Consider the following 24,341-nt stretch of genomic DNA (forward strand, 5'->3'; position numbering starts at 1 on the left):
GCTCCCGGGTATCAGGGCCGAATCGTGCTTCAGCGGGAGGTGGCGCTGTGCTCGCGGTTCATAGCGTCACAGCCATGACGATGATCGAATCCACCCGCCGCCTCACCCTCGCGCTCACCGCGGCCGTAACGGCCGTCGCCGCCACCGTACTGGTGGCGGCTTCGGCCCAGGCGGCTCCCGCTGTCGAGCACCGGCCCGACGCCGAATCGGCCGACTACTGCGTGGGTGCACAACTCATCGAGGGCAGCGAGCAATCGACCCGTACCTCGGGCTGGTGCCTGCCGGATTCGGTGATCTGGCAGGCACCGTGAGGCGAGTCAGTTCTCCGCGGTGTTCAGCTTCGAATTGCGGTAGCCGAAGCCCAGATACAGGGCCAGGCCCAGGAGCAGCCAGGCGATGAAGCGGACCCAGGTGATCACGTCCAGGTGGCTGATCAGCCAGAGGGAGAAGGCGATGCCGATGAGCGGGACCAGCGGGACCCAGGGGGTGCGGAAGGCGCGGTCGGCGTCCGGGCGGGTCTTGCGGAGGCGGATGACGCCGATCGCTACGACGATGAAGGCCATGAGGATGCCGACGTTGGTGAGTTCGGCGGCTTCGCGGATGGGGAGGAAGCCGGCGATGAGGGCGGAGACGATGCCGACCGGCCAGATGACGCGGGTGGGGACCTTGCGGCGTTCGCTGCTCTTGCCGAAATAGGAGGGGAGCAGGCCGTCGCGGCTCATGGCGAAGCCGACGCGAGTGACGGCGAGCATATTGGCGAAGGCGGAGGTGGTGACGCCGACGACCGCGCCGACGGCGATGACCAGGCCGAGGATGCCCATGCCGACGGTGTCGAAGGCGCTGGAGAAGGGGGCGGAGACGTCGATGTCGGTGTAGTTGACCATGCCGACGATGACCAGGCAGACCAGCAGGTAGACGATCGAGGCGATGCCGAGGCTGATGAGGATGGCCTTCGGCATGAGCTTCTTGCCGTCCTTGGATTCCTCGGCGGCGGCGCTCATGGCGTCGTAGCCGTAGACGGCGAAGAAGGCCAGGGCCGCACCGGAGACCGCGCTGCCGACGCCGAACGGGAAGAACGGGGTGTAGTTGCCGGCCTTGATGTGGAAGGCGCCCGCGATGACCACCACGGCGACGATCAGCATCTTCAGGGCGACGAGTCCGGTTTGCACGCGGGCGGATTCGCGGGTGCCGCGCGAGAGCAGGTAGGCCAGCAGCAGGCAGAGCAGCAGAGCGAACAGGTCCACCTTGCGGCCCTCACCCGTGCCCGGCGCGCCGAGCGCCCAGGTAGGCAGATCGAATCCGATGTAGTGGGTGATGTAGTTCAGGTATCCGGATACCGCGATCGCGACCACCGAGACGATGGCGGTGTACTCCAGCAGCAGATCCCACCCGATCATGAAGCCGATGATCTCGCCCAGGGCCACATAGGAATACGTGTACGCGGACCCGGCCTTGGGGACCATGCCCGCGAATTCGGCGTAGCACAGGCCCGCCGCGCCGGAGGCGATAATGGCGATGGCGAACGACACCAGCACGGCCGGGCCGGAGACCTCATTGGCCACCACACCCGCCAGCGAGAACACGCCCGCGCCGACCAGGCCGCCCAGGCTCAGCGCCACCAGCTGCCATAGACCCATACTCTTCTTGAAATCGCCGGTGTCGGCGGTGCTGACCGGCATTCGCCGCATCACCCCGCTCCTGGTCACGGGCGTGCGGGGGCGGCGGGTTACGACAGACATTGTCGTGGCCTTTCAGGTGGTGATCAGTGAAACAGTTGCGGTCAGAACACGAAGCCCTCGGGGAACGGGTCCGACGGGTCCAGCAGGTAGGTGGCCGTGGCGGTCAGCCAGGCGCGGCCGGTGATCTCCGGAACGATCGCGGGATGCCCGCCGACCGTGGTGGTTTCGACCGCCTTCGCGTAGAAGGTGGTGTCGATGAACGAGTCGTTGCGCAGCACCTGATCACCGGAAATCAAGCCGCGTGCATGCTGGCGGGCCAGTAGCGCGGAAGTGCCGGTGCCACAGGGCGACCGATCGAACCAGCCCGGATGGATGGCCATGGCATTGCGGGTGTGCGCGGGCTCGGACGCCGGGTCGAGGAACAACACGTGCTTGCACCCGGAGATCCGCTCGTCCTCCAGATGCACCGGCCGCCGGAATTCATTGACGGCCCGCATGATTCGCAGTCCCGCGTCCGCGATCCGATCCTTCTCGGCGCGATCGAACGGCAGCCCGAGCTTGGCGGGATCGACGATGGCGTAGAAGTTTCCGCCGTAGGCCATGTCGTAGCGCACCGTGCCCAGCCCAGGCACTTCGACGTCATTGTCGAGGCTGTCGCAGTAGGCGGGCACATTGCGAAGACTCACCGAATCCGCGTGCCCAGCACTGATATTCACCGAGGCCACCACGCGGCCGGCCGGAGTATCCAGGCGGATCTCGGTCACCGGCTCGGTCACCGGAACCATCCCCGCCTCCACGAGCGCGGTCGCCACCCCGATGGTCCCGTGCCCGCACATCGGCAACAGCCCACTGACCTCGATGAACAGCACACCGTAGTGCCCGTCCGGCGTGGTGGCCGGTTGCAGAATCGCCCCACTCATGGAGGCGTGCCCGCGCGGCTCGTTGACCAGCAGCCTGCGCAGTCCGTCCAGATGCTCGATGAAGTGAATTCGCCGCTGCGCCATGGTGTCGCCGGGGATCGCGCCGACCCCGCCCGTCACCACCCGCGTGGGCATCCCCTCGGTGTGCGTGTCGATCGCGGAGATGATCATGCTGCTACGCATCAGTGCTGTCCTTCGGTGTCGAGATCGGCGAGTTCACGAAGACGGATGGGTGCGGCCAGCGGACGCCAGGCGGGAGTGGCCGCGGCAAGGCCTGGCAGCGGACGCGTCCCGGCACTGTCCGGGCACACCACATCACGCGAGACCACCTCGACCCGCAGCGCTGCCGGATTGCACGCAAGCGCCCCAGCATCCGAGTCAGCGGTATGACCCGTTGTCACCGAATGGCATTCGCGAGCGCCGGGCGCCGCTGACGGATCGGCTGCGCACTCCCGGCTCCGCAGGGCGTCGATGTTCGCGGCGCAGATCCGCCCCTGGCAGGGACCCAGCCCGGCGCGGGTGGCGAGCTTGGCGGGGCGGTAGCCGTCGCCCGCCGTGCGGTTCCAAGCAGCGATCAGCGCCTCCCGAGTGGTGCCCTCGCATCGGCAGATAACGGTGTCCGGTCGCGACCAAGCGAGTACGCCGGGGCGGATCGGGTGGGCGGCCACGAGCCGCGCCACGAATTGCTGCGCCGTGTGGTGCCGGGCGCGCAGCGCACGATCGGAGGCCGGATCGGTTCCGGCCGCGCTCATTCCAGCGACCCGGCCTTCGACGGCAGCCACCTGAGATCCGCCGATGCCGGTGATTTCCCCTGCCGCCCAGACCGCTTCGGCGGTGGTTCGCTGTGAGCGGTCGGTCCGCACGAATCCGCCCGGCGTCAGCTGTGCACCGGCGGCCACCGCGAGTTCGTGCTGCGGGGTGAAGCCGTGCGATACCGCGACCGCGTCCACCGGCACCGTCGTGTGGCTGCCGGGAATGGGCGTCCAGTCCGCGTCGAGGCGGGCCACCGTGGCCTCTTCCACGCGACCGTCGCCCGCCACCGCGATGACAGCGCTCGATGTACGCAATGGAATGCGGTGCCGCACACCGGAAGCGATGTACTCGACGAGCTCACCGGCCTTGCTCGCGCTGTGCCGCAATTCCCACGGCCGCGCGGCCCACTGCCGGGCGATCCAGCGGCCTGGGTTCGCCTCCAGCACGGCGCGCACATTCGCCCCGCCGCCAGCCAGCGACTGGGCTACGGGAAGCAGGAACGGTCCGGTCCCGGATACCAGCACCGACTGCCCGACCAGCACCCGTTGCGTCTTCGCGAGAGTCTGTGCGGCGCCGGCTGTATAGACGCCGGGCAGATCCCAGCCGGGAAAAGGGCACACCCGGTCGTAGGCTCCGGCGGCAATGACCAGCGCATCACCCTGAATCACCCGATGCGTCCGCTGGTCGCCTTCGACCCCTTGCAGCAATCGCACTGCGGGACAGCCACCCTCGGCATGCCGCTCGATCTGATAGACCGCCGCGTACGCCAGGTACTCGCAACGCGGATGCTTCATGAGCCACCGCGCGCGCTGCTCGGCTGCGTGATAACCATGGCCGATCGAGAATGGGCGGCGCACCCCGAAGGCAGCCGGAATCCGCCGGTTGTACTGCCCGCCGAGCGCCTCGTTCGAATCGATGAGGGTCACCGTCGCTCCGTGCCGCAGCGCGGCTTCCGCCGCCGCCATTCCGGCCGGACCACCCCCGATCACCACTACATGTCTGGTCATCGTTCTCCTCCTTCATGCCGCTCGGCCCGGTAGATCGCCGCCCGGAGCAGGAACGCGCAGCGCGGGTGGGCCGCCTTGCACCGCACGCACTTCTCGGACACGCGGAGGCCGTGCCCGACAGCGCCGGGGAAGCGCGCTCCGGAGGCCGCCGGACCGCCGCCGATCATCACCGCATGCCTGCTCATCGCTCCCCTTCGGCTGAACCGAGCTGCGTGATCACCGAATTCGGCTGTGTGGCAACCACGTATGCTGTGGCCGCTCTGGTGCTCATGTCCGGGGGCCTGGTGGCCGTGCCTGCTCGAGGCTCGGCCGCTCCGGATTCAGCGGCGATCTCGCGGGTCTGGGTGGCGATCACATCGCCGTCGCGGGCCGGGCGACGGCACAGGCGGATATCGGGGACTCCGTTGACAGTGGCGGCGCAGTCGAAGCAGATGCCGATGCCGCAGAAGACGCCGCGGCGGCCGCCGTTCGGGCCGGTGCGCCAGTGCGAGCGGTCGGCGGCGAGCAGCACCGAGGCGAGGGTCTGACCGTGCACGCCGTTCACAGCGACACCGTCGATGGTGATGGTCAACGGGCGGTCCGACCGGCCGACCGGATCGCGCTCTGCCGGAATCATTCTGGGACTCATAGCGATACGTACTTCTTCGTCGATTCGAGCGGGGCGAGGACGGCGGGTCGGTCCACGGCGAAAGCCGTGATGTCGACCTCGGTGGGCAGGTTCGCGAGGGCGGCGGTCAGGAGGTGGGCGGTGCCGACCGAGAGGCCGATGCCCGCACCCTCGTGGCCGGTTGCGTGCCAAAGGCCGGGCAGCCGGGGATCCGGGCCGATCACCGGGAGGTGGTCGTCGACATAGGGGCGGAAGCCGCCGTAGGCGCGCATGACCGCCACGTCGGCGAGGACCGGGTAAAGGCGCAGGGCCTTGCGGGCGATGGCGGCCAGGCTGTCGGGGCGCAGCCGGTCGTCGAAGCCGCATTGGCGGCGCGAGGAGCCGATCAGCAACGGGCCGCCCCGGGTGGACTCGACCACGGCCGAGGACTGTAGGGCCGCGTCCGAACTGCTGACCGCGCCTACGTAATCCGCGTCGTAGACCTTGTGGAACACGGTGGGCGGCATGGGCGCGGTGATCAGCACATCGCCCCGGCGGGGTTTGACCGCGATCGGCGCACCCAATAGTTCGGACACCCGGCCCGACCACGGCCCGGCGGCATTGATCACCACATCGGCGTAGCGGATTCCTCGCGTGGTCCGCACACCCGTGAGACGGCCGCCTTGTACGACGGGTCCGGTTACGGCGCACCGTGTTTCGACGATCGCCCCGGCCGCGACGGCGGACCCGATCAGGGCCGCCGCCGCGCCGACGGGCTGCACCTGAGCGTCATCGGGGTAGTAGACGCTCGCGGTCACATCCCGGGTCAACGCGGGTTCGGCCGTAGCGAGCCGATCCGCGTCGAGATCCTCACACCGCACTCCGGCCGCGCGCTGGCCACGGGCGAACTCGTCCAGTGCGGTGGCCCCGGCCTCGGTGGTGGCGACGACAATGCCGCCCTTGGGCTCCCATTCGGCGGCGGCGACCTCATCGGGCAGGCGCTCGCCGATGCGCACCAAGGTTTCCGGCCACAATCCGCGCGACAGCCGCGCGAGCTCCAGCTCCGGCCCCGGCCCCTTGTCCGATACGAGCACATTGCCCTCGCCGTGCGCGGTGGTCGCCGAGGCGAGCCCACCGGCCTCACAGACCCGCACAGACGCACCCGCGAGGCCGAGCCGGTGCGCAAGCGCGCAGCCGATCATGCCGCCACCAATGATCAGCACCGCAAGCCCGTCGAGGATCACCGTGTCGGCCGCGCCGCCCGTCGTCCGTCGCGCCGGATCGCCGTTCGAACTTCCGGCCCGGCCCTGCACGCGCCCATCGGCGGCAGTCCCGTCCAGCACACGCCCATCGGCGGCAGTCCCGTCCAGCACGCGCCCATCGGCGGCAGCCTGGTCCGGCACGCGGCCATCGGTGGCAGCCTGATCCAGCACGCGCCCATCGGCGGCAGTCCCGTCCAGCACGCGCCCATCGGCGGCAGCCTGGTCCGGCACGCGGCCATCGGTGGCAGCCTGGTCCGGCACGCGGCCATCGGCGGCAGCCGGGCCGCCACCACCGGGTGCGGGGTCACGCCGGTACGGGCCGGGCCGGGCCTCCCCCGTGCTGTCGCCGAGAGTCATTGCGCGGGTGCCCCGTTCACCGAACGCGGAACCGTCAGCGGATTCGCCTCGCGCAACGCCGGCGGCAGCAGGTCGTCGGGTACCGATTGGAAGACGACCGGGCGCAGGAAGCGGGTGACGGCCGCGGTGCCCACCGAGGTCGTCGACGGTGCGGTGGTGGCCGGGTAGGGGCCGCCGTGCTGCTGGGCGTAGGTCACCGACAGGCCGGTGGGCCAGGAGTTCCACAGGACGCGCCCGGCCACGGTCGCGGCGGCGGTGAGGAGGGCGCGGGTGGTGTCGTCGGCCTGGTCGCCGAAGACCGAGACGGTCAACTCGCCGTGCAACGACCGGGCCAGCTCGAGCAGTTCGGCGGTGTCCCGGTAGGTCACCACCAGCGTTGCCGGGCCGAACATCTCGCGCATCAGGCCCTTCCGATCGGCCAGTACGGCGCGAGCGGTCGTGGTCAGCAACAACGCCGCGCCGGGTCCGCCACCGGCCAGCACGCCGACCGCGGAATGCGCACGCACCTGCTCGACAGCCTTCTCGAACCCGGCCGCAATCTGGTCGTTGAGCATCTCGCCGGTGGGTGCCGGGGTAGCGCCGATCAGCTCGGCCAGCACCGGGGCCCCCTCAGGCACCGCTACCAGGCCGGGCTTCGTACACAGTTGTCCCGCACTGGAACTCACCGCCGTCAGCAGTCCCGCTGCGATGTCGGCGGCCTGCGACCGCGACGCCTCGGGCGTCACGAAGACCGGATTGATCGAGCCCAGTTCACCGTAGAACGGGATCGGTGTCGGCCGGCCGCAGGCCAGGTCGTACAACGCACGGCCGCCCGCGGTGGAACCGGTGAAGGCGACGGCGGCGGTGCGCGGATGGAGCAGTGCCCGCACACCGGCGTCGCGGCCGAAGATCAGGCCGAATGTGCCGCTGGGAGCGCCGCATTCGCTGATCGCCTCGGCCACGAGAGCGCCGACCGCGCTGGACAGTTCCGGGTGACCCGGACTGGCCTTGACGACGACCGGGCAGCCCGCGGCCAGCGCTGAGGCGGTGTCACCGCCCGCGACGGAGAAGGCGAACGGGAAGTTGCCGGCCGCGAAGTTGAGGACCGGGCCGAGCGGAATGTTCATGCGGCGCAGGTCCGGTCGTGGCACGCCCATGGGCCACTGCGCATCCGCGGTGTCGATGCGCACATCGAGGAATCCACCGTCGCGCACCAGCTGCGCGAAGAGCCTCAGCTGGAAGGTGGTTCGCTTCAGCTCGCCCGCCAGGCGTGGTTCCGGCAGCCGGGTCTCCCGTATCGCCGGTGGGATCAGCTCTGCGGCATGGGCGTCGAGCCGGTCCGCGATGGTGTCGAGCACCCGGGCTCGCTCGGCCAATTCCATGGCGGCCCAGGGCGCGGCGGCCGAGGCGGCCGCGTCGACAGCGCTGTCGACCCCCGCGGGCGTCGTATCGGCAACGAATTCGACCGTGGTCGTCTCGTCGATGGTCATCGCATTCTCGCTTCCCGTATTCACCAGTGCGCGTGCGGTTTCGGTTGCGGGATCACCGATTACCGGTAGCCCTTGGCCAGCACCTCGCGGGTATCGGCGGCGATCTTCGCGGCCAATTCCGGCGCCAGCGGCACGCGCGGGGGACGGCAGGGACCGCCGGGCCGCCCGGCCAGATCCATGGACAGCTTGATGGCGTGCACGAATTCGGTCTTGGAATCCCAGCGCAGCAGCTTGTGCAGGTCGCGGTAGAGCGGCAGCGCCTTGTCCAGATCGCGATTCACCGCCGCGTTGTAGAGCTCGACCGTCGACTGCGGAATCGCGTTCGGGTAACCGGCCACCCAGCCGACCGCACCGGCGATGCCGAGTTCGAGTACCACATCGTCGGAGCCGACGAGCACATCGAGATCCGGTGCCAGCTCCTTGATCTCGTAGCAGCGGCGCACATCGCCGGTGAACTCCTTGACGCCCACGATCAGGCCCTCGGCGTGCAATTCGGCCAGAATGTCGGGAGTCAGATCGATATGGGTGTCGATCGGGTTGTTGTAGGCCACGATCGGCAGACCGACCCGCGCCACCGTGCGGTAGTGATCGAGGATCGAATCCCGGCCGCCGCGATAGGTGTTGGGCGGCAACAGCATGACCGCCTGCGCCCCGGCCTCGGCGGCCTGTTCGGCCCACCGGCGCGCCTGCAACGCACCGTATGCGGCAATGCCGGGCATGACCGTGAATCCGGCCGGCGCCGCGGCAATGGCGGTGGTCACCACCTTGGCCCGCTCCGCGTCGGAGAGCGTCTGATATTCGCCGAGCGAGCCGTTCGGGCTCACCCCGTGGCAGCCGTTGGCCGCCAGCCACGCCACGTGTTCGGCGTAGGCGTCGTAGTCGACCGCCAGGTCCGCGGTGAACGGCAGGGTCGTCGCGACCAGTACCCCGTGCCACGGCTTGTACGCCGGTGACGTGGTCGTTTCGGTCATGAGGGCCTCCATCGGGTCGAGAGTCCGGGAAGAGCGCCCGGCCGCCGCTGCCACCTCAGTGCCGTGTGACATTGCACTGAAGCTAGCGGGTGTGGCCCGCCTCACGCAACCACTTGCGTGAGCGCGGTCACTTCTCTACGGTGCAATGTCACACTTCACTGAGCGATGAGGGCGCCCACCATGACCGCTGTCGACGACACCGCCGCAACCACACCGCAATCCGGCGATACCGCACCGAAAACCCAGGCACCCACCGGATTACGCCGCATCGTGGCCGCGGCCATGGCCGGCGCGGTGGCCGAGTGGTACGAGTTCTTCCTGTACGGCACCGCCTCGGCACTGGTCTTCGGCGAGGTGTTCTTCCGGTCCAGCGGCAATGCGGTCGACGGCATCATCGCCGCCTTCGCGCTCTACGCGGTCGGCTTTCTGGCGCGACCATTCGGCGGGCTACTGTTCGGCCACTTCGGCGATCGGGTCGGCCGCAAGGCCCTGCTCCAGCTCAGCCTGGTGGTCGTCGGCATCACGACCTTCCTCATGGGCTGCCTGCCGGGCTTCGACGCCATCGGCTACTGGGCGCCGATCCTGCTGGTGACGCTGCGCCTGATCCAGGGCTTCGCCTTCGGCGGCGAATGGGGCGGGGCGGTACTGCTGGTCAGCGAGCACAGCCCCGATGACCGCCGCGGCTTCTGGGCCAGCTGGCCGCAGGCGGGCGTGCCGCTGGGCAATGTGCTGGCGACGGTCGTGATGCTGGTGCTGTCCGCGAACCTGTCCGACGAGCAGTTCCTGTCCTGGGGCTGGCGGATCGGCTTCTGGCTGTCGGCCGTCGTCGTGATCATCGGCTACTGGGTGCGCTCCAGCGTCGACGACGCCCCGATCTTCGTCGAGGCGCAGGCGAAATTCGAAGCGGATCAACAGCGTTCGCTCGGCATCGTGGAGGTGCTGCGGTATCACCGGCGCGCGGTGCTGATCGGCATCGGCGCGCGCTTCGCGGAGAACATCCTCTACTACCTCGTGGTGACCTTCTCGATCACCTATCTCAAGCTGGTGGTCGAGGTGGACACCGCGCCGATTCTCGGCCTGATGCTGGTCGCGCACCTGCTGCACTTCTTCATGATCCCGGCCGCCGGGCTGCTCTCGGATCTGATCGGCCGCCGGCCGGTCTACCTCACCGGCGCGGTGCTGACCGCCGGCTGGGGATTCGCCGCCTTCCCGATGATGGACACCGGCAACTACGCCATCATCATCGTGGCGATCACCCTCGGCCTGGCGATCGAATCACTCACCTACGCACCGTATTCCGCCCTCATGACCGAGATGTTCCCGACACGCGTCCGGTACACGGCGCTCTCGTTCTGCTATCAGGTCGCGCCCATTATGGCGGGCTCGCTCGCGCCGCTGATCGCCGTCAGCCTGCTGAACGGCTTCCACAGTTCGGTGCCGATCTCGCTGTATCTGGTTGCGGCGGCGGCCCTCTCGGTTCTCGCGGTGGGCCTGGCCAAGGAGACCTCGGGCGCCTCGCTGCGGGCCGTCGACGCGGAGGCGGCCGCACGATGAATCCGTGGGATGCCACGTGACATGGCATAGAATGCGGGCGACCGATCGAATCAGCCGATCATGAGCAGGGGTACGGGCACGTGAGCATCGACCACTTCACCCAGATGGAGAAGGTCAGTCTCCGCGACAAGGTTTCGCGGGCGCTGCGCGCGGCCATTATCGCCGGGGAGATGGAACCGGGCGTCGTCTACTCCGCCCCCACCCTCGGCGCCCGCTTCGGCGTCTCCGCCACGCCCGTGCGGGAGGCCATGCAGGATCTGGCCCGCGAGAATCTCATTTCCATCGTGCCCAACAAGGGTTTTCGCGTCACCGAGGTCGCCGAGAAGGACCTCGACGACATCACCGAGATCCGGCTGCTGCTGGAACCGCCCACCGTCCGCGCGGTCACACCGCTGATTCCGGCCGCGGATCTCCCCCGGCTGCGCGAACTCGCCGCCGCGATCGTCGACGGCGCCGAGCGCGGTGACCTGGTCGAGTACACCGCCGCCGACCAGGTCTTCCACCTGACCCTGCTCGGCTATGCCGACAACCCCCGCCTCAATGCCCTCGTCTCCGACCTGCGCGACCACACCCGCCTGTTCGGCCTCGCCGCCCTGGCGCAGAAGGGCGAGCTCGTCGATGTCGCCCGCGAGCACTTCACCATCGTCGACCTCATCGAATCCCGCGATCAGGACGCCGTCGAGAGCTTCCTGTGCGAGCACATCAAGCAGGCCCGCGGCCGCTGGGCCAAACCCGAGGCCTGAGCCCGGACCGATCCGGCCGTCCCCCGCCGCGGGTGAGAACCCTTGGGCGCCAGGCGCGGAACATGTCGGTGGTGATCGCTACGGTCGAGGCGTGAACCGCACGGATCGGCTCTACGCGATCGTGGAACAGTTGCGGGCCGTCGCGCCGCGCATGCGCACCGCCCGGGAGCTGGCCGCCCGGTACGGGGTCAGCATCCGGACCATCGAGCGCGATATCAGCGCGCTGCAGCAGTCCGGGGTGCCCATCTACGCCGATGTCGGGCGGCGGGGCGGCTATGCCCTGGAGAAGACCATGTCGCTGCCGCCGCTGAATTTCACCGCGGCCGAGGCGGTGGCGCTGGCCGTGGCGGTGGCGCGCGGTCACGACGGCCCGTTCGCCCGGGCCGGGCACAGTGCGCTGCACAAGATCCTGGCGGCCATGTCGCAGCAGAGCACCGCGGCCGCGCGCGAGCTGGCCGCCCGGGTGCGACTGCTGGACGGTCCGGACGCGCCCGCGCCCGCACCGATACCGCCGGTCGTCGAACAGGCCATCCTCGCGCGCCGGGCGCTGCGCATCGGCTACCTCGACCGCGTCGGCGCGCACAGCGAGCGCGAAGTGGAGCCCATCGCCCTGCTGCTCGGCACGCCCGGCTGGTATCTGATCGCCTGGTGCCGGCTGCGCGACGAGGCCCGCTGCTTCCGGCTGGATCGGATGACCGGGGTGACCCTGACCGATTCGGCGGCCCCGGAGCGCACGCTCGAATCCTGCGATCTGGACGCGCCGCTGCATCGTGTGCGAGCGATCACGCTCTGACGGACGGAAACACCGACAGCGGGTTGTCGCCGAACGGGGAGATCGTTGTGGCGCAAGCACAACCACCACGACTCTTCGGGAGACGAACAATGACCGCACCCGCCTTCAACACGGTCGCCTGGTTCCAGGTCGGCAGCAATGAACCCGACCGCGTCAAGGACTTCTACGGCGCGCTGTTCGGCTGGAACTTCGCCGCGGATCCGAATGGCGGCGGCAGCTACGACCTGGTCAGCTATCCCGGCAGCGAGATTCCCTACGGCGGCATCGCGCACACCCCGGACCCCGCCGGAAATCACGCGATCTTCTTCGTCCTGGTCCAGGATGTCGCGGCCACGGTGGCCGCGGCGGAACAGCACGGCGGCAAGATCTCCACACCGCCGTTCACCTCCCCGGACGGCCTGGTGTTCGCCAAGATCCTGGACACCTCCGGCAACTGCTTCGGCGTCTTCACCCCCGCGCCGAAGTAGCCCCCGAAAAGCGTTCGGTCCGGGGCCCACAGGGCTCCCGGACCGAACCAGAGGTAATTGATCAGGCCTGGATCTGCATGCTCGTGGCCAGCATCGGCCACGACTTGTGCAGGGCCTCTTCCCAGTACGGCCAGTAGTGCGTGCCGACCGGGTTGAACTGGTAGGTCGCCGGGATCCCCAGCGAGTCCAGCTTGTTCTTGAGGTTGGCGGTGCAGCCGTTGACGGCGGCCTCGATCACCACGCCGAGGGTGAGGTTGATCGCGCCGGTGACGCCGGGGGCGTTGCTCAGGTAGTACTGCACGTCCTCCATGACCGGGATGCCGCTGCCGCTGGAGATGTAGAGCTGGGTGCCGCGCAGCTTCTCGGCATTGATGACCGGATCGTTCTCCACCCACAGCGGGCTGTCGTCCGGCCCGTACATGTTCTTGGTGTCACCACCGGCCCAGGTCTCGGTGGAGAACTTGACGAACTGCTTGCCCGCCGGATCGGCGATCTGCGCGCAGCCGCTGTAAGCCGCGACGCCCTTCCACAGGCCCGGCTTGGCCTCGGCCAACTGCAGCACCGAGGTGCCGGAGGTGGACAGGCCGGCCAGGGCGTTGAGGCCGGTGGAGTTCAGCGTGCTGTCCAGCAGCGGCGGCAGTTCCTCGGTGAAGAACGTCTTCCACATGTTCACGCCGAGCTTGGGGTCCGGCTTCAGCCAGTCGGTGTAGTAGGTGCCGCGCCCGCCGATCGGCTGGATGACATTGACCTGCTTGTCGGCGAGGAACTGCAGCGCATCGGTCTGCGCCTTCCAGCTCGCGGTGCCCTCACCGCCGTCCAGGCCATTGAGCATCCACAGATTGGGCGCGGGCGTGGACTCGTCGACGGGACGCTGCACGTCGACGGTGATCTCCTGATCCATTGCCGCCGAGTACACCTTCAGGTGCCAGGTCCGCCCGTCCTTCTGGACGGAGGTGACCGAGGACGCCTTGGCGGGCGCCGCTGAAGTGGTACCTCCGACCACCGCCACGGACATCGCAACGGTGAGCGCCACAGCGCCTGCCCGCAGCGCGGCGAGCGATCGTCTCGGTAGTCGACAACGCATCAATCAAATCCCTTACTCACTGTGCTTCGAACGGCTCGCGGGAAACCTCCCCGACACGGTTGATCTTCCGGCGTGGCGAAACCGTTACTGGACAGCGTCGTGCATCGGCGGCTATTGCGCCAATTCGGGCGTGAGGTGCGCCACTGCCGGATCCATGCGCTGACCGATGGCGGCGGGCTCGAGCAGGCCGCGCTGGAGCCGCTGGTGGGCGCCGGGCCGGTGGCCCAGGTGCTGGCCAGGATCGCCGCGGCGTCGCTGCGCATCGATGACGGCCGCATCACCGGCCTGTATGCCGTGCGCAATCCGGAGAAGCTGTTACAGCTCGGGCACGAGATCGCACTGCGCCGGTGGATGCCGCCCGTGCATCCGGCCTGGGCTCGGTACGATTTCAGCGGTGGAACGCACGGCTGAACGGGGGCGTGCGCGGCGGCTGAGCGGGTGGACGACATGGAATTCGTCGTTGTCGGAGCGGACGATCCGGGAGATCGGCGGCCACGAACCGGCTATCTGCATCCGAACGACTGGGACGACTGGTTCCGGTTCGAGACCACCTTCTCACTGGTGTACGTCGACGACGGGCTGCTGGAGCATCCGATCGGCTCGGTCAAGATCGGCCGGTTCGGCATGGGCAAGGGGGCCGGGCGCAATGCCGCACGCGATGACGGTTCGGGCTTCCGGAATCCGGAGTTGCCCAATCGATTTCACTCGCTCGCGCGGGACCGGTTCTTCTCCCTCGGTCAGGACGCGGATTACTACGACGCCCTGAACCGGCTGGGAGCCGACGTGCGCGAGACCATCCTGGGCGCTCTGAACGATCTCGCCTACGACGACGCATTGCTCGCACCGGCCCTCGGCGAGCGCGTGACGGAGAAATCGCTGCTGCGGTTCATCAGCCGCGCGACCGTCGAAGGGCAGTTCCGGCGGATGGCGCACGGCGGCGCACGCCTGACCCGCTACCGGTTCACCTTCTTCCCCGGGGCCCCGGATGCCCGGGAGGACGGCATCGGCTTCCTGGTGGTGCCGGATTCCAAGCCGCCCACCAATATTCAAGTACTCATCGGCCGCAATGGGGTCGGCAAGACGAGACTGCTCGACAGGATGACCCGCGCCCTGGTCGGGCAGCGGTCGCACGGGGACGGTCTGGGTGAATTCGAGTTCGTGAGCGCGGACGCCGGCGATACGACCGGATTCTCGAAGGTGGTGTCGGTATCGTTCAGCGCCTTCGACTCGGTGGATCCGGTGACGCCGCGGCGCGGCGAGAACTACGTCTACATCGGGTTGAAGGCCTCGCCGGAGCGGGCCGAGCCCACCGGGCCGACATCGCGGGTGTCCACCAAGTCCCCGCTCATGCTGAGCCGCGAGTTCAGCTCCAGCGTGCTCAATTGCCTACGGGGCGAACGGCTGCCGCGATGGCGGCGGGCGCTGAGCCATCTGCAGGCCGATCCGGTGTTCGCCGATTACGAGGTGGCGAGCCTGGCCGACGACGAGGACAGCGAGGACGAGGACAAGCAGCGGGCCCGCGCCCGGGACATGTTCCGCTCGCTCAGTTCCGGCCACAAGATCGTGCTGCTGATCATGACGCGGCTGGTGGAGCAGGTCGACGAACGCTCCCTGGTGCTGATCGACGAGCCCGAGGCGCATCTGCATCCGCCGCTGCTGAGCGCCTTCGTCCGCGCCCTGTCGGATCTGCTCGTGGACCGCAATGGCGTAGCGCTGGTGGCCACGCACTCCCCCGTTGTGCTGCAGGAGGTTCCGCACGAGTGCGCGTGGATCCTGCACAAGTCCGGCGGCGCCACCTCCTTCGTCCGGCCCCGCGTCGAGACCTTCGGCGAGAATGTCAGCGTCCTCACCCAGGACGTCTTCGGCCTCGAAGTGACCAAGTCCGGATTTCACCAGCTGCTGCTGGACGCCGTGGCCGAGGGCGGCAGCTACGACGACATTCTGGCGAACTTCCGAGGGCATCTCGGCGGCGAGGCCCGCAGCATCCTGCGCGGCCTGGTGGCGACGAGAGATCGCGATCTCGCCTGATGTGGAGCGTCACCCCGCCGCAGCACGATGCCGAGGCCGTCTTCCGCCGCTGCATCGGCCGCGGCAGAGACCACGTGCGCCTCTTGCGCGCGGCCCCGGAGGTGGCCGCGGCCGCACAACGCTACGAATCCGCCGCCACCGCGGGGCAATTGCACACCCTGCGGCCCGCGGAGTTCACCTCCGCCCACGTGACCGACAAGGAACTGCAGAACACCTACAACAACCGCATGGTCCGCCGCAGCTCTCCCGGACGGCCCGTGTACACCCAGATCCGGCAATCGGCGCCCGATCAGATCTGCCCGCTCTGCGGTCACCGCCCGGTGGCCAGCCTCGATCACGCCCTGCCCAAGAAGCACTTCCCGCTGCTCGCGGTCGCACCCGCCAATCTGGTCCCCTGCTGCGCGGACTGCAATCACACGAAAAGCGAAGCCATTCCCGCGAATCCGGGCGAGGTCTACCTGCACCCCTACTTCGACGATGTGGACGACGACATCTGGCTTGTCGCGGAAATCATCGAATCCGCCCCCACCGCGGCCATATTCGGCGTCTCCGCCCCCTCACACTGGAGCCCGGACCTGGCCGCCCGCGTGCAGTTCCACTTCGGATCCCTCGGCCTGGCGAACCTCTACACCGCCCAGGCGGGCTCCGAGATCCGCGCCCTCGCCTACGTCAGCGCCGGCGCCCACCACCGCGACGGCCCCGACGGCGTCCGTGAAGTCCTCGCCGACTACCGCGACGGCCGCCGACGACTGCATCGGAACACCTGGCAGGCAGCCCTGTTCCAAGCCCTGCTGTCCTCCGACTGGTACTGCGACGGCGGATTCCGCAGCACGTGACCGGACGACGCATACGGATGACTACTCCCGCTGGCTCCGCCTCTCGATCCGACCGGTGATGCGCCGGTAGAAATGCGGGTCATCGGGCGCGGTGATCTCGACGTCGTACCACCCGCGCTCCGTGGGCCATTGGATACGGTGCGACCCGCCGGACGCGATTTCGACGGCGCGCCGGGTGCCGAAATAGCGCCGCGAGGTGAGGATCGAAGTCACCGCGCGGGCGCCGCGATTGGTCAGCGAAATTGTCAGGTGGTCGCGCGAATCCCCTACCTCGGAACCGATTACGACGCCGGCTGCGGCGCCGTCGGTGTTCCCGCGCAGTTCGCACCAGAATCGGTTCGGCCCCTGGACCACGAGATCGTAGTCGCCATTGACGGTGAACCGCTCATCCACGAAACCCAGGACATCGCGGTGCTCCGGATATTCCGCCTCTCCGGCGAACGGGTAGATCGCGAAATGCGCCGATGATTTCCCGGTATTGGACAACCGGATGGTGAGGGTAGAACCGGATAGCGCGCTGCTGACCGCGGGTTGGTACGGCAGCGGGCGGGCGGGGCGGTGGCCCGGCTCCTGTGCCGCGGGTGCGGGGGCGGGCGGCGGGGCCGGGCGCCAGCGCCGGACGCGTGGCGGAACCGGTTCGGGCGGCGCCAGTTTCGGCGGATCGGCGGCGGTGGCGAAGTCGAAGGCGGAGGTCAGATCGCCGCAGACGGTGCGACGCCAGGCGCTGATATTCGGTTCGCGGACTCCGGTCCAGCGTTCCAGGAAGCGCAGGACCGAGGTGTGGTCGAAGACCTCGGAGTCGACGTATCCGCCTATGGTCCACGGTGATACGACGATCATGGGCACCCGGGGGCCCAGGCCGATCGCCGTGCCGTCGAACCAGTCGTCGCCGGAACCGCTCGCGGGCCGGGGCGGCGCCGGGGACGGGACGTGGTCGAAGTAGCCGTCGTGCTCGTCGAAATTGATGAATATCGCCGTCTTCGACCAGAGTTCGAGATCGGAGGCGACGAGGTCGAGCAGCCGGTAGATGAAGTCCGCGCTGCCGGAGGGCGTCGATTCGGAGGGGTGCTCGCTGTATTTCGCGGGCGGCACCAGCCAGCTGACCTTCGGCAGCGTGCCGGCCTCGATATCGGCGGCGACGCGGCGCAGCAGGGTGTCCGGCTCGCTGCGATACATGCCCCGGTCGAACAGGCTGCGCTCCTGCGGGGTCAGCCGCTGCCTGGCCGCCTCCAGCTGCGCGAGCAGCCGGCGCTGCTTCCACGCCCACTTCCCCGGCAGCGCTTCGTAGAGCTTCTCGGTCGTGCGGTATCTGCCGTCGACCTCGGCCAGCAGCTTCTCGCCGATCCGCTTGAACGGTGCGAAATATTCGATCGGATTGTCGGTGAAGTTGTCCCACTCCTGATAGATCTGCCACGACACGCCCGCGGCCTCCAGCCGTTCCGGATACGTCGTCCAGTCGTATCCGGGGTGATCGCGATCGTAGGCGGCGTTGTCGATCGCCCGCGTGATCCCGCCCGGCTCGAATCCGGTTGTGCCGGTGAAGAAGTAGTTCCGGTTCGGATTGGTGCCGCCGTGCATCGAGCAGTGGTAGGCATCGCAGACGGTGAAGGTGTCGGCCAGCTCGTACTGCAGCGGCAGATCACCGCGCTCGTAGTAGGCCATGGTCGCCGCCGTCTTGGCCGGGATCCAGCCGTCCCACCAGCCCTGCGCCCACGCCGCCGTGCTGCCGCGCCACTCGTGGTCGAGGCTGTCCAGATACTGGATATCGCCGTCCGGCCGCCCCGCCCGCCGCGCCGCCTCCCGCGCCGAGAACGGCGCCACGGTGTCGCCGCCCGGTCCGGACACCGGCTGCCGGAGGACCGAGCCGCCGCCGCGCAGCCGCAGCGGCGATTCGTCGCCGAATCCGCGCACGCCGCGCAGCGTTCCGAAATAGTGGTCGAAGGACCGGTTCTCCTGCATGAGCAGGATGACGTGTTCGATCGCGTCCAGCCCCCCGGACCGCATCGGTTCCCGCATGGCGCGGTGCAGTGCGAGCGGCAGAACAGTGACCGCGGCCACCCCGGCGGAAACCGCGGCGGCGGTCCCGAGTACTTTCCGACGCGAGAATCCGGCCATGCCCTCAGTAGATCAAGACCATCGCGCCGAGCGGATAACACCCGCCGCCCCGGCGTCAATCAATAAATTGCCCGGAATACGTGCGAGTAACCTCCGCACGCTGTGTACCTGCGGGCAATAGCAAGGCACACTACGCGAGACCGGTAGTCGCAACCATCGCCCGACCGGGCCATTGCCGCGGAATGGAAGGAGCCGGCGAGTGTTCAGCCGCATCGCCATCGTGAACCGAGGAGAGGCCGCCATGCGGCTCATCCATGCCGTCCGAGATCTGGCCGCGGAGACCGGGCAACCGATCGAAACCGTCGCGCTGCACACCGATGTCGACCGCAACGCGACCTTCGTGCGCGAGGCCGATATCGCGTACGACCTCGGTCCCGCCTCCGCCCGCCCGTATCTGGATCTCAAGGTGCTCGAGCGCGCCCTGCGCAAGACCAAGGCCGATGCCGCCTGGGTCGGCTGGGGCTTCGTCGCCGAGGACCCGGCCTTCGCCGAGCTGTGCGAGCAGATCGGCGTCACCTTCATCGGGCCCAGCCCGGAAGCCATGCGCAAGCTCGGCGACAAGATCGGCGCCAAGCTGATCGCCGAGGAAGTCGGCGTGCCCGTCGCGCCGTGGAGCCGCGGCGGGGTCGAGACCGTGGAGGACGCGGTCGCGGCCGCCGCCGAGATCGGCTACCCGCTCATGCTCAAGGCCACCGCCGGCGGCGGCGGGCGCGGCATCCGCATGATCACCAATGAGGCCGAGCTGGTCGACGCCTACGAGCGCACCCGCCAGGAGGCCGCGCGCGCCTTCGGCAGCGGCGTGGTGTTCCTGGAACGGCTCGTCACCGGCGCCCGGCACGTCGAGGTGCAGGTGATCGCGGACGGTCAGGGCACCGCGTGGGCGCTGGGCGTGCGCGACTGCTCGGTGCAGCGGCGCAATCAGAAGGTCATCGAGGAGTCGGCCTCGCCGGTGCTGCGGCCCGAGCAGGCCGCCGAGCTGAAGGCCTCGGCCGAGCGGCTGGCCATCGCGGTCGGCTACTGCGGAGCGGCGACCGTGGAGTTCCTGTACCACCCGGGTGACGAGCTGTTCGCCTTCCTCGAGGTGAATACCCGCCTGCAGGTGGAACATCCGATCACCGAGATCACCACCGGTTTCGATCTGGTCCGGGCGCAGCTGCAGGTGGCTTCCGGCCAGAAGCTGGAAGGCGAACCGCCCGCCGAGCGCGGCCATGCCATCGAGGCGCGGCTCAATGCCGAGGATCCCGATCGCGATTTCGCGCCCGCGCCGGGCCGCATCGCGCGGCTGAGCCTGCCCGCCGGTCCCGGCATTCGCGTGGACACCGGTGTCAGCGAGGGCGACACCATTCCCGCCGACTTCGACTCCATGATCGCCAAGATCATCGCCTACGGCCGCGACCGCGATCAGGCGCTGGGCCGGCTGCGCCGGGCCATGGCGCAGACCAGGGTCGTCATCGAGGGCGGCGCCACCAACAAGAGCTTCGTGCTCGACCTGCTCAACCAGCCCGAGGTCATCGACGCCAGCGCCGACACCGGCTGGATCGACCGGGTGCGCGCCCAGGGCCGCCTGGTCTCCGACCGCCACTCCGCCATCGCGCTGGCCGCCGCGGCCATCGACGCCTACGAGGAGGACGAGCGGGTGGAGCGGCACCGGCTGCTGTCCACCGCCTCCGGCGGACGGCCGCAGGTGCAGCACGAGAGCGGGCGGCCGCGCGATCTCAAACTGCGCGGCGTGAGCTACCGGGTGCGGGTGGCCCGCATCGGCGCGCACCGGTTCCGCATCGGCATCGAGGCGGGCGGCGAAACCCGCACCGCCGACGTCGATCTGGAGCGTTTCGACCAGCACACCGGGCAGATCATCGTCAATGGCTCCCGGCATCGCCTGATCACCGGCACGCACGGGCCGATCCACCTGGTCGAGCTCGACGGCGTCACGCACCGCATCAGCCGCGACGAGGGCGGCGTGGTGCGCTCGCCCGCGCCCGCGCTGGTCGTGGCCACCCCGCTGGAGGTCGGCGCCGAGGTCGAGGCGGGCGCGCCGGTGCTGGTGCTGGAGTCCATGAAGATGGAAACCGTGCTGCGCGCGCCGTTCCGGGCCCGGCTCAAGGAATGCGCCGTCTCGGTCGGCACCCAGGTGGAGACCGGCGCGCCGCTGCTGCGGCTGGAGCCGCTGGCCGAGGACGGCGACGAGGCCGACACCGCCGCAACCGAATCCGCCGATCTGGATCTGCCCGGCCGGACCACGGAGGAGCGGCCCGAGGAGCGCATTACCCGCGGCCTCGAGGATCTGCGCAGCCTGCTGCTCGGCTTCGACGTCGACCCGCACGACGAGGGCCGGGTGGTCGACGACTATCTCGCCGCCCGCCGCGAGGCCGTGGCCGATAATCGCCGGCCGCTCGCCGAGGAACTCGAACTCGTGCAGGTGTTCGCCGATCTCGCCGAGCTCAGCCACAATCGGTCGTGGGACGACGACAGCGCGCCCGGCCATGTGCACAGCGCGCGCGAGTACTTCCACACCTACTTGCAGAGCCTCGATGTCGAGCGCGCCGGGCTGCCGGAGTCCTACCAGGCCAAGCTGGCCAAGGCGCTCGGTCACTACGGCGTCACCGAACTGGATCGCACGCCCGATCTGGAAGCCGCCGTGTTCCGGATCTTCCTGGCCCAGCAGCGGCCGTCCGACACGGTCGCGGTCATCACCGCGCTGCTGCGCGAATGGCTGCAGGAGCCGGTGCCGGACCGCGCGCTGCGCGAACCCGTCGGGCTGGCGCTGGAGCGGCTGGTGGCGGCGACCCAGGTGCGCTTCCCCGTGGTCGCCGACCTCACCCGCGGCGTGGTCTACGCCTGGTTCGGTTACCCACTGCTGCAACGCAATCGCGCCCGCGTGTACACCAATGTGCGCAAGCACCTGAGCCATCTGGACGCGAATCCGGGCACGCCCGATCGCGCCGAGCGGATCGCCGATATGGTGCGCAGTACCGAACCGCTGGTGCGGTTGCTCGGGCAGCGGCTGGTGCGCGGCAGCGAGGACAACACCGTCATGCTCGAGGTGCTGACCCGCCGCTACTACGGCAACAAGGGCCTCACCAGCGTGCGCACCCAGGAGGCCGGCGGCTGCACCTTCGTCATCGCCGAGCGCCGGGGCCTGAGCCTGGTCTCGGCCGCGGTGAGCTTCGACGCGCTCGGCACCGCGCTGCGCGGGCTGGGCGAGCTGGCGGGCGGTGGCGCGTCCATCGAGGCCGATATCTACCTCGCCTGGGAGAAGCAGCCCGAGGACTTCGAGGCCATGGCGGCGGCGCTGCAGGAGGTGCTCAACGCGCATCCGCTGCCGCACCAGGTGCATCGCATCACCGCGACCGTCGCGGGCAGCGGCGGCGCGGTCATGCACCACCACTTCACCTTCCGCCCCTCCGCCACCGGGATGACCGAGGAGCGGCTGATCCGCGGTCTGCACCCGTACATCGCGCAGCGGATGCAGATGAAGTCGCTGCACAAGTTCGACCTCACCCGCCTGCCGTCCTCGGACGACGAAGAGGTGTACCTGTTCCGGGCCATTGCCAAGGAGAACCCGGCCGACGAGCGGCTCATCGCCTTCGCGCAGGTGCGCGACCTGGCCGCGCTGCGCGAGCACGACGGGCGGCTGCTCGCCCTGCCGACGGCGGAGAGCACCATCGCCACCTGCCTGGACTCCATCCGCCGGGCGCAGTCGCAGCGGCCGTCGAACAAGCGGTTCAATACCAACCGCATCGTCATGTACATCTGGCCGCCGGTCGACGTCACCCGCGCCGAACTGGAGACGGTGCTCGGCGGGCACGTGCTGCCCATGACCACCGGCGCCGGGCTGGAGGAGATCCTGCTCATCGCGCGCCAGCGGGATCCGGAGACCGGTGAGCTGACCAAGGTCGCCGTGCGCATCTCCTTCGATGCCACCGGCGGCGCCGACGTGACCATCAGCGAGCGGACCGACGAACCGGTCGAGCCGATCGACGCGTACCGGCAGAAGGTGCTGCGGGCCAGCAGCCGAAACACCGTGTACCCGTACGAATTGACCTCGATGCTGGGTGAATTCGCCGAGTACGACCTCGATTCCGAGCACGCGCTGGTTCCGGTCGACCGGCCCAAGGGCCGCAATACCGCGGCGCTGGTCGCGGGCGTGGTCAGCACACCGACCGAACTGCATCCCGAGGGCGTCACCCGCGTGGTGCTGCTCGGCGATCCGACCAAATCCCTTGGCGCGCTGTCGGAACCGGAATGCCGCCGGGTGATCGCGGCCCTGGATCTGGCCGAGCGGATGCAGGTGCCGCTGGAGTGGTACGCGCTGTCCTCCGGCGCCCGCATCTCCATGGAGTCCGGCACCGAGAACATGGACTGGGTGGCGGCCGCGCTCAAGCGGATCGTCGAATTCACCCAGGACGGCGGCGAGATCAATATCGTCGTGGCGGGTATCAATGTCGGCGCACAGCCGTACTGGAATGCCGAGGCCACCATGCTCATGCACACCAAGGGCATTCTGGTCATGACCCCGGATTCGGCCATGGTGCTCACCGGCAAGCAGTCCCTGGACTTCTCCGGTGGCGTGTCGGCCGAGGACAACTTCGGCATCGGCGGCTACGACCGCGTCATGGGTCCCAACGGCCAGGCGCAGTACTGGGCGCCGAACCTGCACGCCGCCCGCGACGTGCTCATGTCGCACTACGACCACACCTATGTGGCGCCCGGCGAGCAGTCGCCGCGGCGGTCGCCGACCAGCGATCCCATCGATCGCGACGTCTCCGACTTCCCGCATGTGGTGGCGGGCAGCGATTTCACCACCGTCGGCGAGATCTTCTCCGCGACCGCCAACCCGGATCGCAAGAAGCCCTTCGACATTCGCACCGTCATGCGGGCGCTGGCCGATCAGGACCACCCGGTGCTGGAACGCTGGGCGGGCATGGCCGACGCCGAGACCGCGGTGGTGCAGGACGCCCGCCTCGGCGGCATCCCGGTGTGCCTGCTCGGTATCGAGTCGCTGAGCGTGCCGCGCCGCGGCCTGCCGCCCACCGACGGTCCCGACACCTACACCGCGGGCACCCTGTTCCCGCGCTCGTCGAAGAAGGCGGCCCGCGCCATCAATGCGGCCAGCGGCAATCGCCCGCTCGTCGTGCTGGCCAACCTGTCCGGCTTCGACGGTTCACCCGAGTCGATGCGCAAGCTGCAGCTCGAGTACGGCGCCGAGATCGGCCGTGCCATCGTGAATTTCCAGGGCCCCATCGTGTTCTGCGTGATCTCGCGCTATCACGGCGGCGCGTTCGTGGTCTTCTCGAAGGCGCTCAACCCGAATATGACCGTCCTCGCCCTGGAGGGCTCCTTCGCCTCCGTCCTCGGCGGCGCGCCCGCCGCCGCGGTGGTCTTCTCCAATGAGGTGAACGCCCGCACCGCCGCCGACCAGCGAGTCCGCGACCATCAGGCCAGCGCGGCCAATGCCACCGGCACCGACCGCGCCACCCTGGCCGCCGAACTCGACGACCTGCGCTCCGCGGTCCGAGCCGAGAAGCTCGGCGAGGTCGCCGCGGAATTCGACGGCGTGCACAATATCCAGCGCGCGGTCCAGGTCGGTTCGGTCGACGCCATCATCCGCGCCGCCGAACTGCGTCCGCGGATCATCGAGGCCATCGAAGCCCGCCTGGGCTGACGGCCCGCGAACAACCGAAGCCCCACCCGGCTCATTGCCGGGTGGGGCTTCG

Annotated in this window: 18 protein-coding genes; 9 read left to right on the top strand and 9 right to left on the bottom strand. The window is 69.1% G+C overall.

The features are described 5' to 3' along the window. The first annotated feature begins 74 nt into the window (after nucleotides 1-74). Nucleotides 75-311 carry a hypothetical protein gene (locus ACYQ5L_RS33625; protein ID WP_459962224.1) on the top strand — a complete coding sequence of 79 codons (237 nt, stop codon included), beginning with the start codon at nucleotides 75-77 and terminating at the stop codon, nucleotides 309-311. Between the two features lie 6 nt (nucleotides 312-317). Here the strand turns inward: ACYQ5L_RS33625 and ACYQ5L_RS33630 are convergent, their stop codons facing one another. The 7 genes from ACYQ5L_RS33630 to ACYQ5L_RS33660 all read right to left on the bottom strand — a co-directional run bounded on the left by ACYQ5L_RS33630 (nucleotide 318) and on the right by ACYQ5L_RS33660 (nucleotide 9,004). Then, complete coding sequence (locus ACYQ5L_RS33630; protein ID WP_459962225.1) at nucleotides 318-1,688, bottom strand: amino acid permease; 1,371 nt, start codon at nucleotides 1,686-1,688, stop codon at nucleotides 318-320. A 92-nt stretch (nucleotides 1,689-1,780) separates the two neighbouring features. After that, entirely contained in the window at nucleotides 1,781-2,782 is a 1,002-nt protein-coding gene (locus tag ACYQ5L_RS33635) for a proline racemase family protein (RefSeq protein ID WP_459962226.1), read from the bottom strand. Next, nucleotides 2,782-4,359 (bottom strand): FAD-dependent oxidoreductase, encoded by a 1,578-nt coding sequence (locus ACYQ5L_RS33640; RefSeq protein WP_459962227.1) that lies wholly within the window; start codon nucleotides 4,357-4,359, stop codon nucleotides 2,782-2,784. Before ACYQ5L_RS33640 ends, ACYQ5L_RS33635 begins: the two co-directional genes overlap by 1 nt. Before the next feature lie 181 nt (nucleotides 4,360-4,540). Further along, complete coding sequence (locus tag ACYQ5L_RS33645) at nucleotides 4,541-4,975, bottom strand: (2Fe-2S)-binding protein (protein ID WP_459962228.1); 435 nt, start codon at nucleotides 4,973-4,975, stop codon at nucleotides 4,541-4,543. Nucleotides 4,976-4,983: 8 nt separating this feature from the next. After that, nucleotides 4,984-6,564 (bottom strand): NAD(P)/FAD-dependent oxidoreductase, encoded by a 1,581-nt coding sequence (locus ACYQ5L_RS33650; protein WP_459962229.1) that lies wholly within the window; start codon nucleotides 6,562-6,564, stop codon nucleotides 4,984-4,986. Then, entirely contained in the window at nucleotides 6,561-8,033 is a 1,473-nt protein-coding gene (locus tag ACYQ5L_RS33655) for an aldehyde dehydrogenase (NADP(+)) (protein ID WP_459962230.1), read from the bottom strand. Before ACYQ5L_RS33655 ends, ACYQ5L_RS33650 begins: the two co-directional genes overlap by 4 nt. A gap of 59 nt (nucleotides 8,034-8,092) precedes the next feature. Then, on the bottom strand, nucleotides 8,093-9,004 hold the full coding sequence (locus ACYQ5L_RS33660; protein WP_459962231.1) for a dihydrodipicolinate synthase family protein: 912 nt from the start codon (nucleotides 9,002-9,004) through the stop codon (nucleotides 8,093-8,095). Nucleotides 9,005-9,184: 180 nt separating this feature from the next. Between ACYQ5L_RS33660 and abaF the strand changes: the two genes are divergently transcribed. The 4 genes from abaF (at nucleotide 9,185) to ACYQ5L_RS33680 (ending at nucleotide 12,561) form a co-directional block, all read left to right on the top strand. Continuing rightward, nucleotides 9,185-10,558 carry a fosfomycin efflux MFS transporter AbaF gene (gene abaF / locus ACYQ5L_RS33665; protein ID WP_459962232.1) on the top strand — a complete coding sequence of 458 codons (1,374 nt, stop codon included), beginning with the start codon at nucleotides 9,185-9,187 and terminating at the stop codon, nucleotides 10,556-10,558. A gap of 80 nt (nucleotides 10,559-10,638) precedes the next feature. Then, on the top strand, nucleotides 10,639-11,301 hold the full coding sequence (locus ACYQ5L_RS33670) for a GntR family transcriptional regulator (protein ID WP_459962233.1): 663 nt from the start codon (nucleotides 10,639-10,641) through the stop codon (nucleotides 11,299-11,301). Between the two features lie 91 nt (nucleotides 11,302-11,392). Then, nucleotides 11,393-12,094, top strand: coding sequence for a helix-turn-helix transcriptional regulator (locus tag ACYQ5L_RS33675; protein ID WP_459962234.1), 702 nt, complete (start codon nucleotides 11,393-11,395; stop codon nucleotides 12,092-12,094). A gap of 89 nt (nucleotides 12,095-12,183) precedes the next feature. Continuing rightward, nucleotides 12,184-12,561: a VOC family protein gene (locus tag ACYQ5L_RS33680; protein WP_459962235.1), complete on the top strand. Its 378-nt coding sequence runs from the start codon at nucleotides 12,184-12,186 to the stop codon at nucleotides 12,559-12,561. A gap of 61 nt (nucleotides 12,562-12,622) precedes the next feature. Here ACYQ5L_RS33680 and ACYQ5L_RS33685 read toward each other — a convergent pair whose 3' ends face one another. After that, nucleotides 12,623-13,645 (bottom strand): alpha/beta hydrolase, encoded by a 1,023-nt coding sequence (locus ACYQ5L_RS33685; protein ID WP_459962236.1) that lies wholly within the window; start codon nucleotides 13,643-13,645, stop codon nucleotides 12,623-12,625. A 72-nt stretch (nucleotides 13,646-13,717) separates the two neighbouring features. On the opposite strand from ACYQ5L_RS33685, the gene ACYQ5L_RS33690 reads away from it, so the two are divergent. The 3 genes from ACYQ5L_RS33690 to ACYQ5L_RS33700 are packed head-to-tail and all read left to right on the top strand — an operon-like array spanning nucleotide 13,718 to nucleotide 16,509. Then, on the top strand, nucleotides 13,718-14,056 hold the full coding sequence (locus ACYQ5L_RS33690; RefSeq protein ID WP_459962237.1) for a hypothetical protein: 339 nt from the start codon (nucleotides 13,718-13,720) through the stop codon (nucleotides 14,054-14,056). A gap of 36 nt (nucleotides 14,057-14,092) precedes the next feature. Continuing rightward, entirely contained in the window at nucleotides 14,093-15,673 is a 1,581-nt protein-coding gene (locus tag ACYQ5L_RS33695) for an AAA family ATPase (protein WP_459962238.1), read from the top strand. After that, on the top strand, nucleotides 15,673-16,509 hold the full coding sequence (locus ACYQ5L_RS33700) for a hypothetical protein (protein WP_459962239.1): 837 nt from the start codon (nucleotides 15,673-15,675) through the stop codon (nucleotides 16,507-16,509). The genes ACYQ5L_RS33695 and ACYQ5L_RS33700 overlap by 1 nt, the downstream gene beginning before the upstream one ends. A gap of 21 nt (nucleotides 16,510-16,530) precedes the next feature. On the opposite strand, the gene ACYQ5L_RS33705 is transcribed toward ACYQ5L_RS33700, so the two are convergent. Next, nucleotides 16,531-18,624 carry a phosphocholine-specific phospholipase C gene (locus tag ACYQ5L_RS33705; RefSeq protein ID WP_459962240.1) on the bottom strand — a complete coding sequence of 698 codons (2,094 nt, stop codon included), beginning with the start codon at nucleotides 18,622-18,624 and terminating at the stop codon, nucleotides 16,531-16,533. A gap of 199 nt (nucleotides 18,625-18,823) precedes the next feature. Here ACYQ5L_RS33705 and ACYQ5L_RS33710 point away from each other — a divergent pair, with 199 nt between their 5' ends. After that, nucleotides 18,824-24,289, top strand: coding sequence for an ATP-binding protein (locus ACYQ5L_RS33710; RefSeq protein ID WP_459962241.1), 5,466 nt, complete (start codon nucleotides 18,824-18,826; stop codon nucleotides 24,287-24,289). Nucleotides 24,290-24,341 lie beyond the last annotated feature (52 nt).

The sequence above is a fragment of the Nocardia sp. IFM 10818 genome (assembly GCF_054655275.1).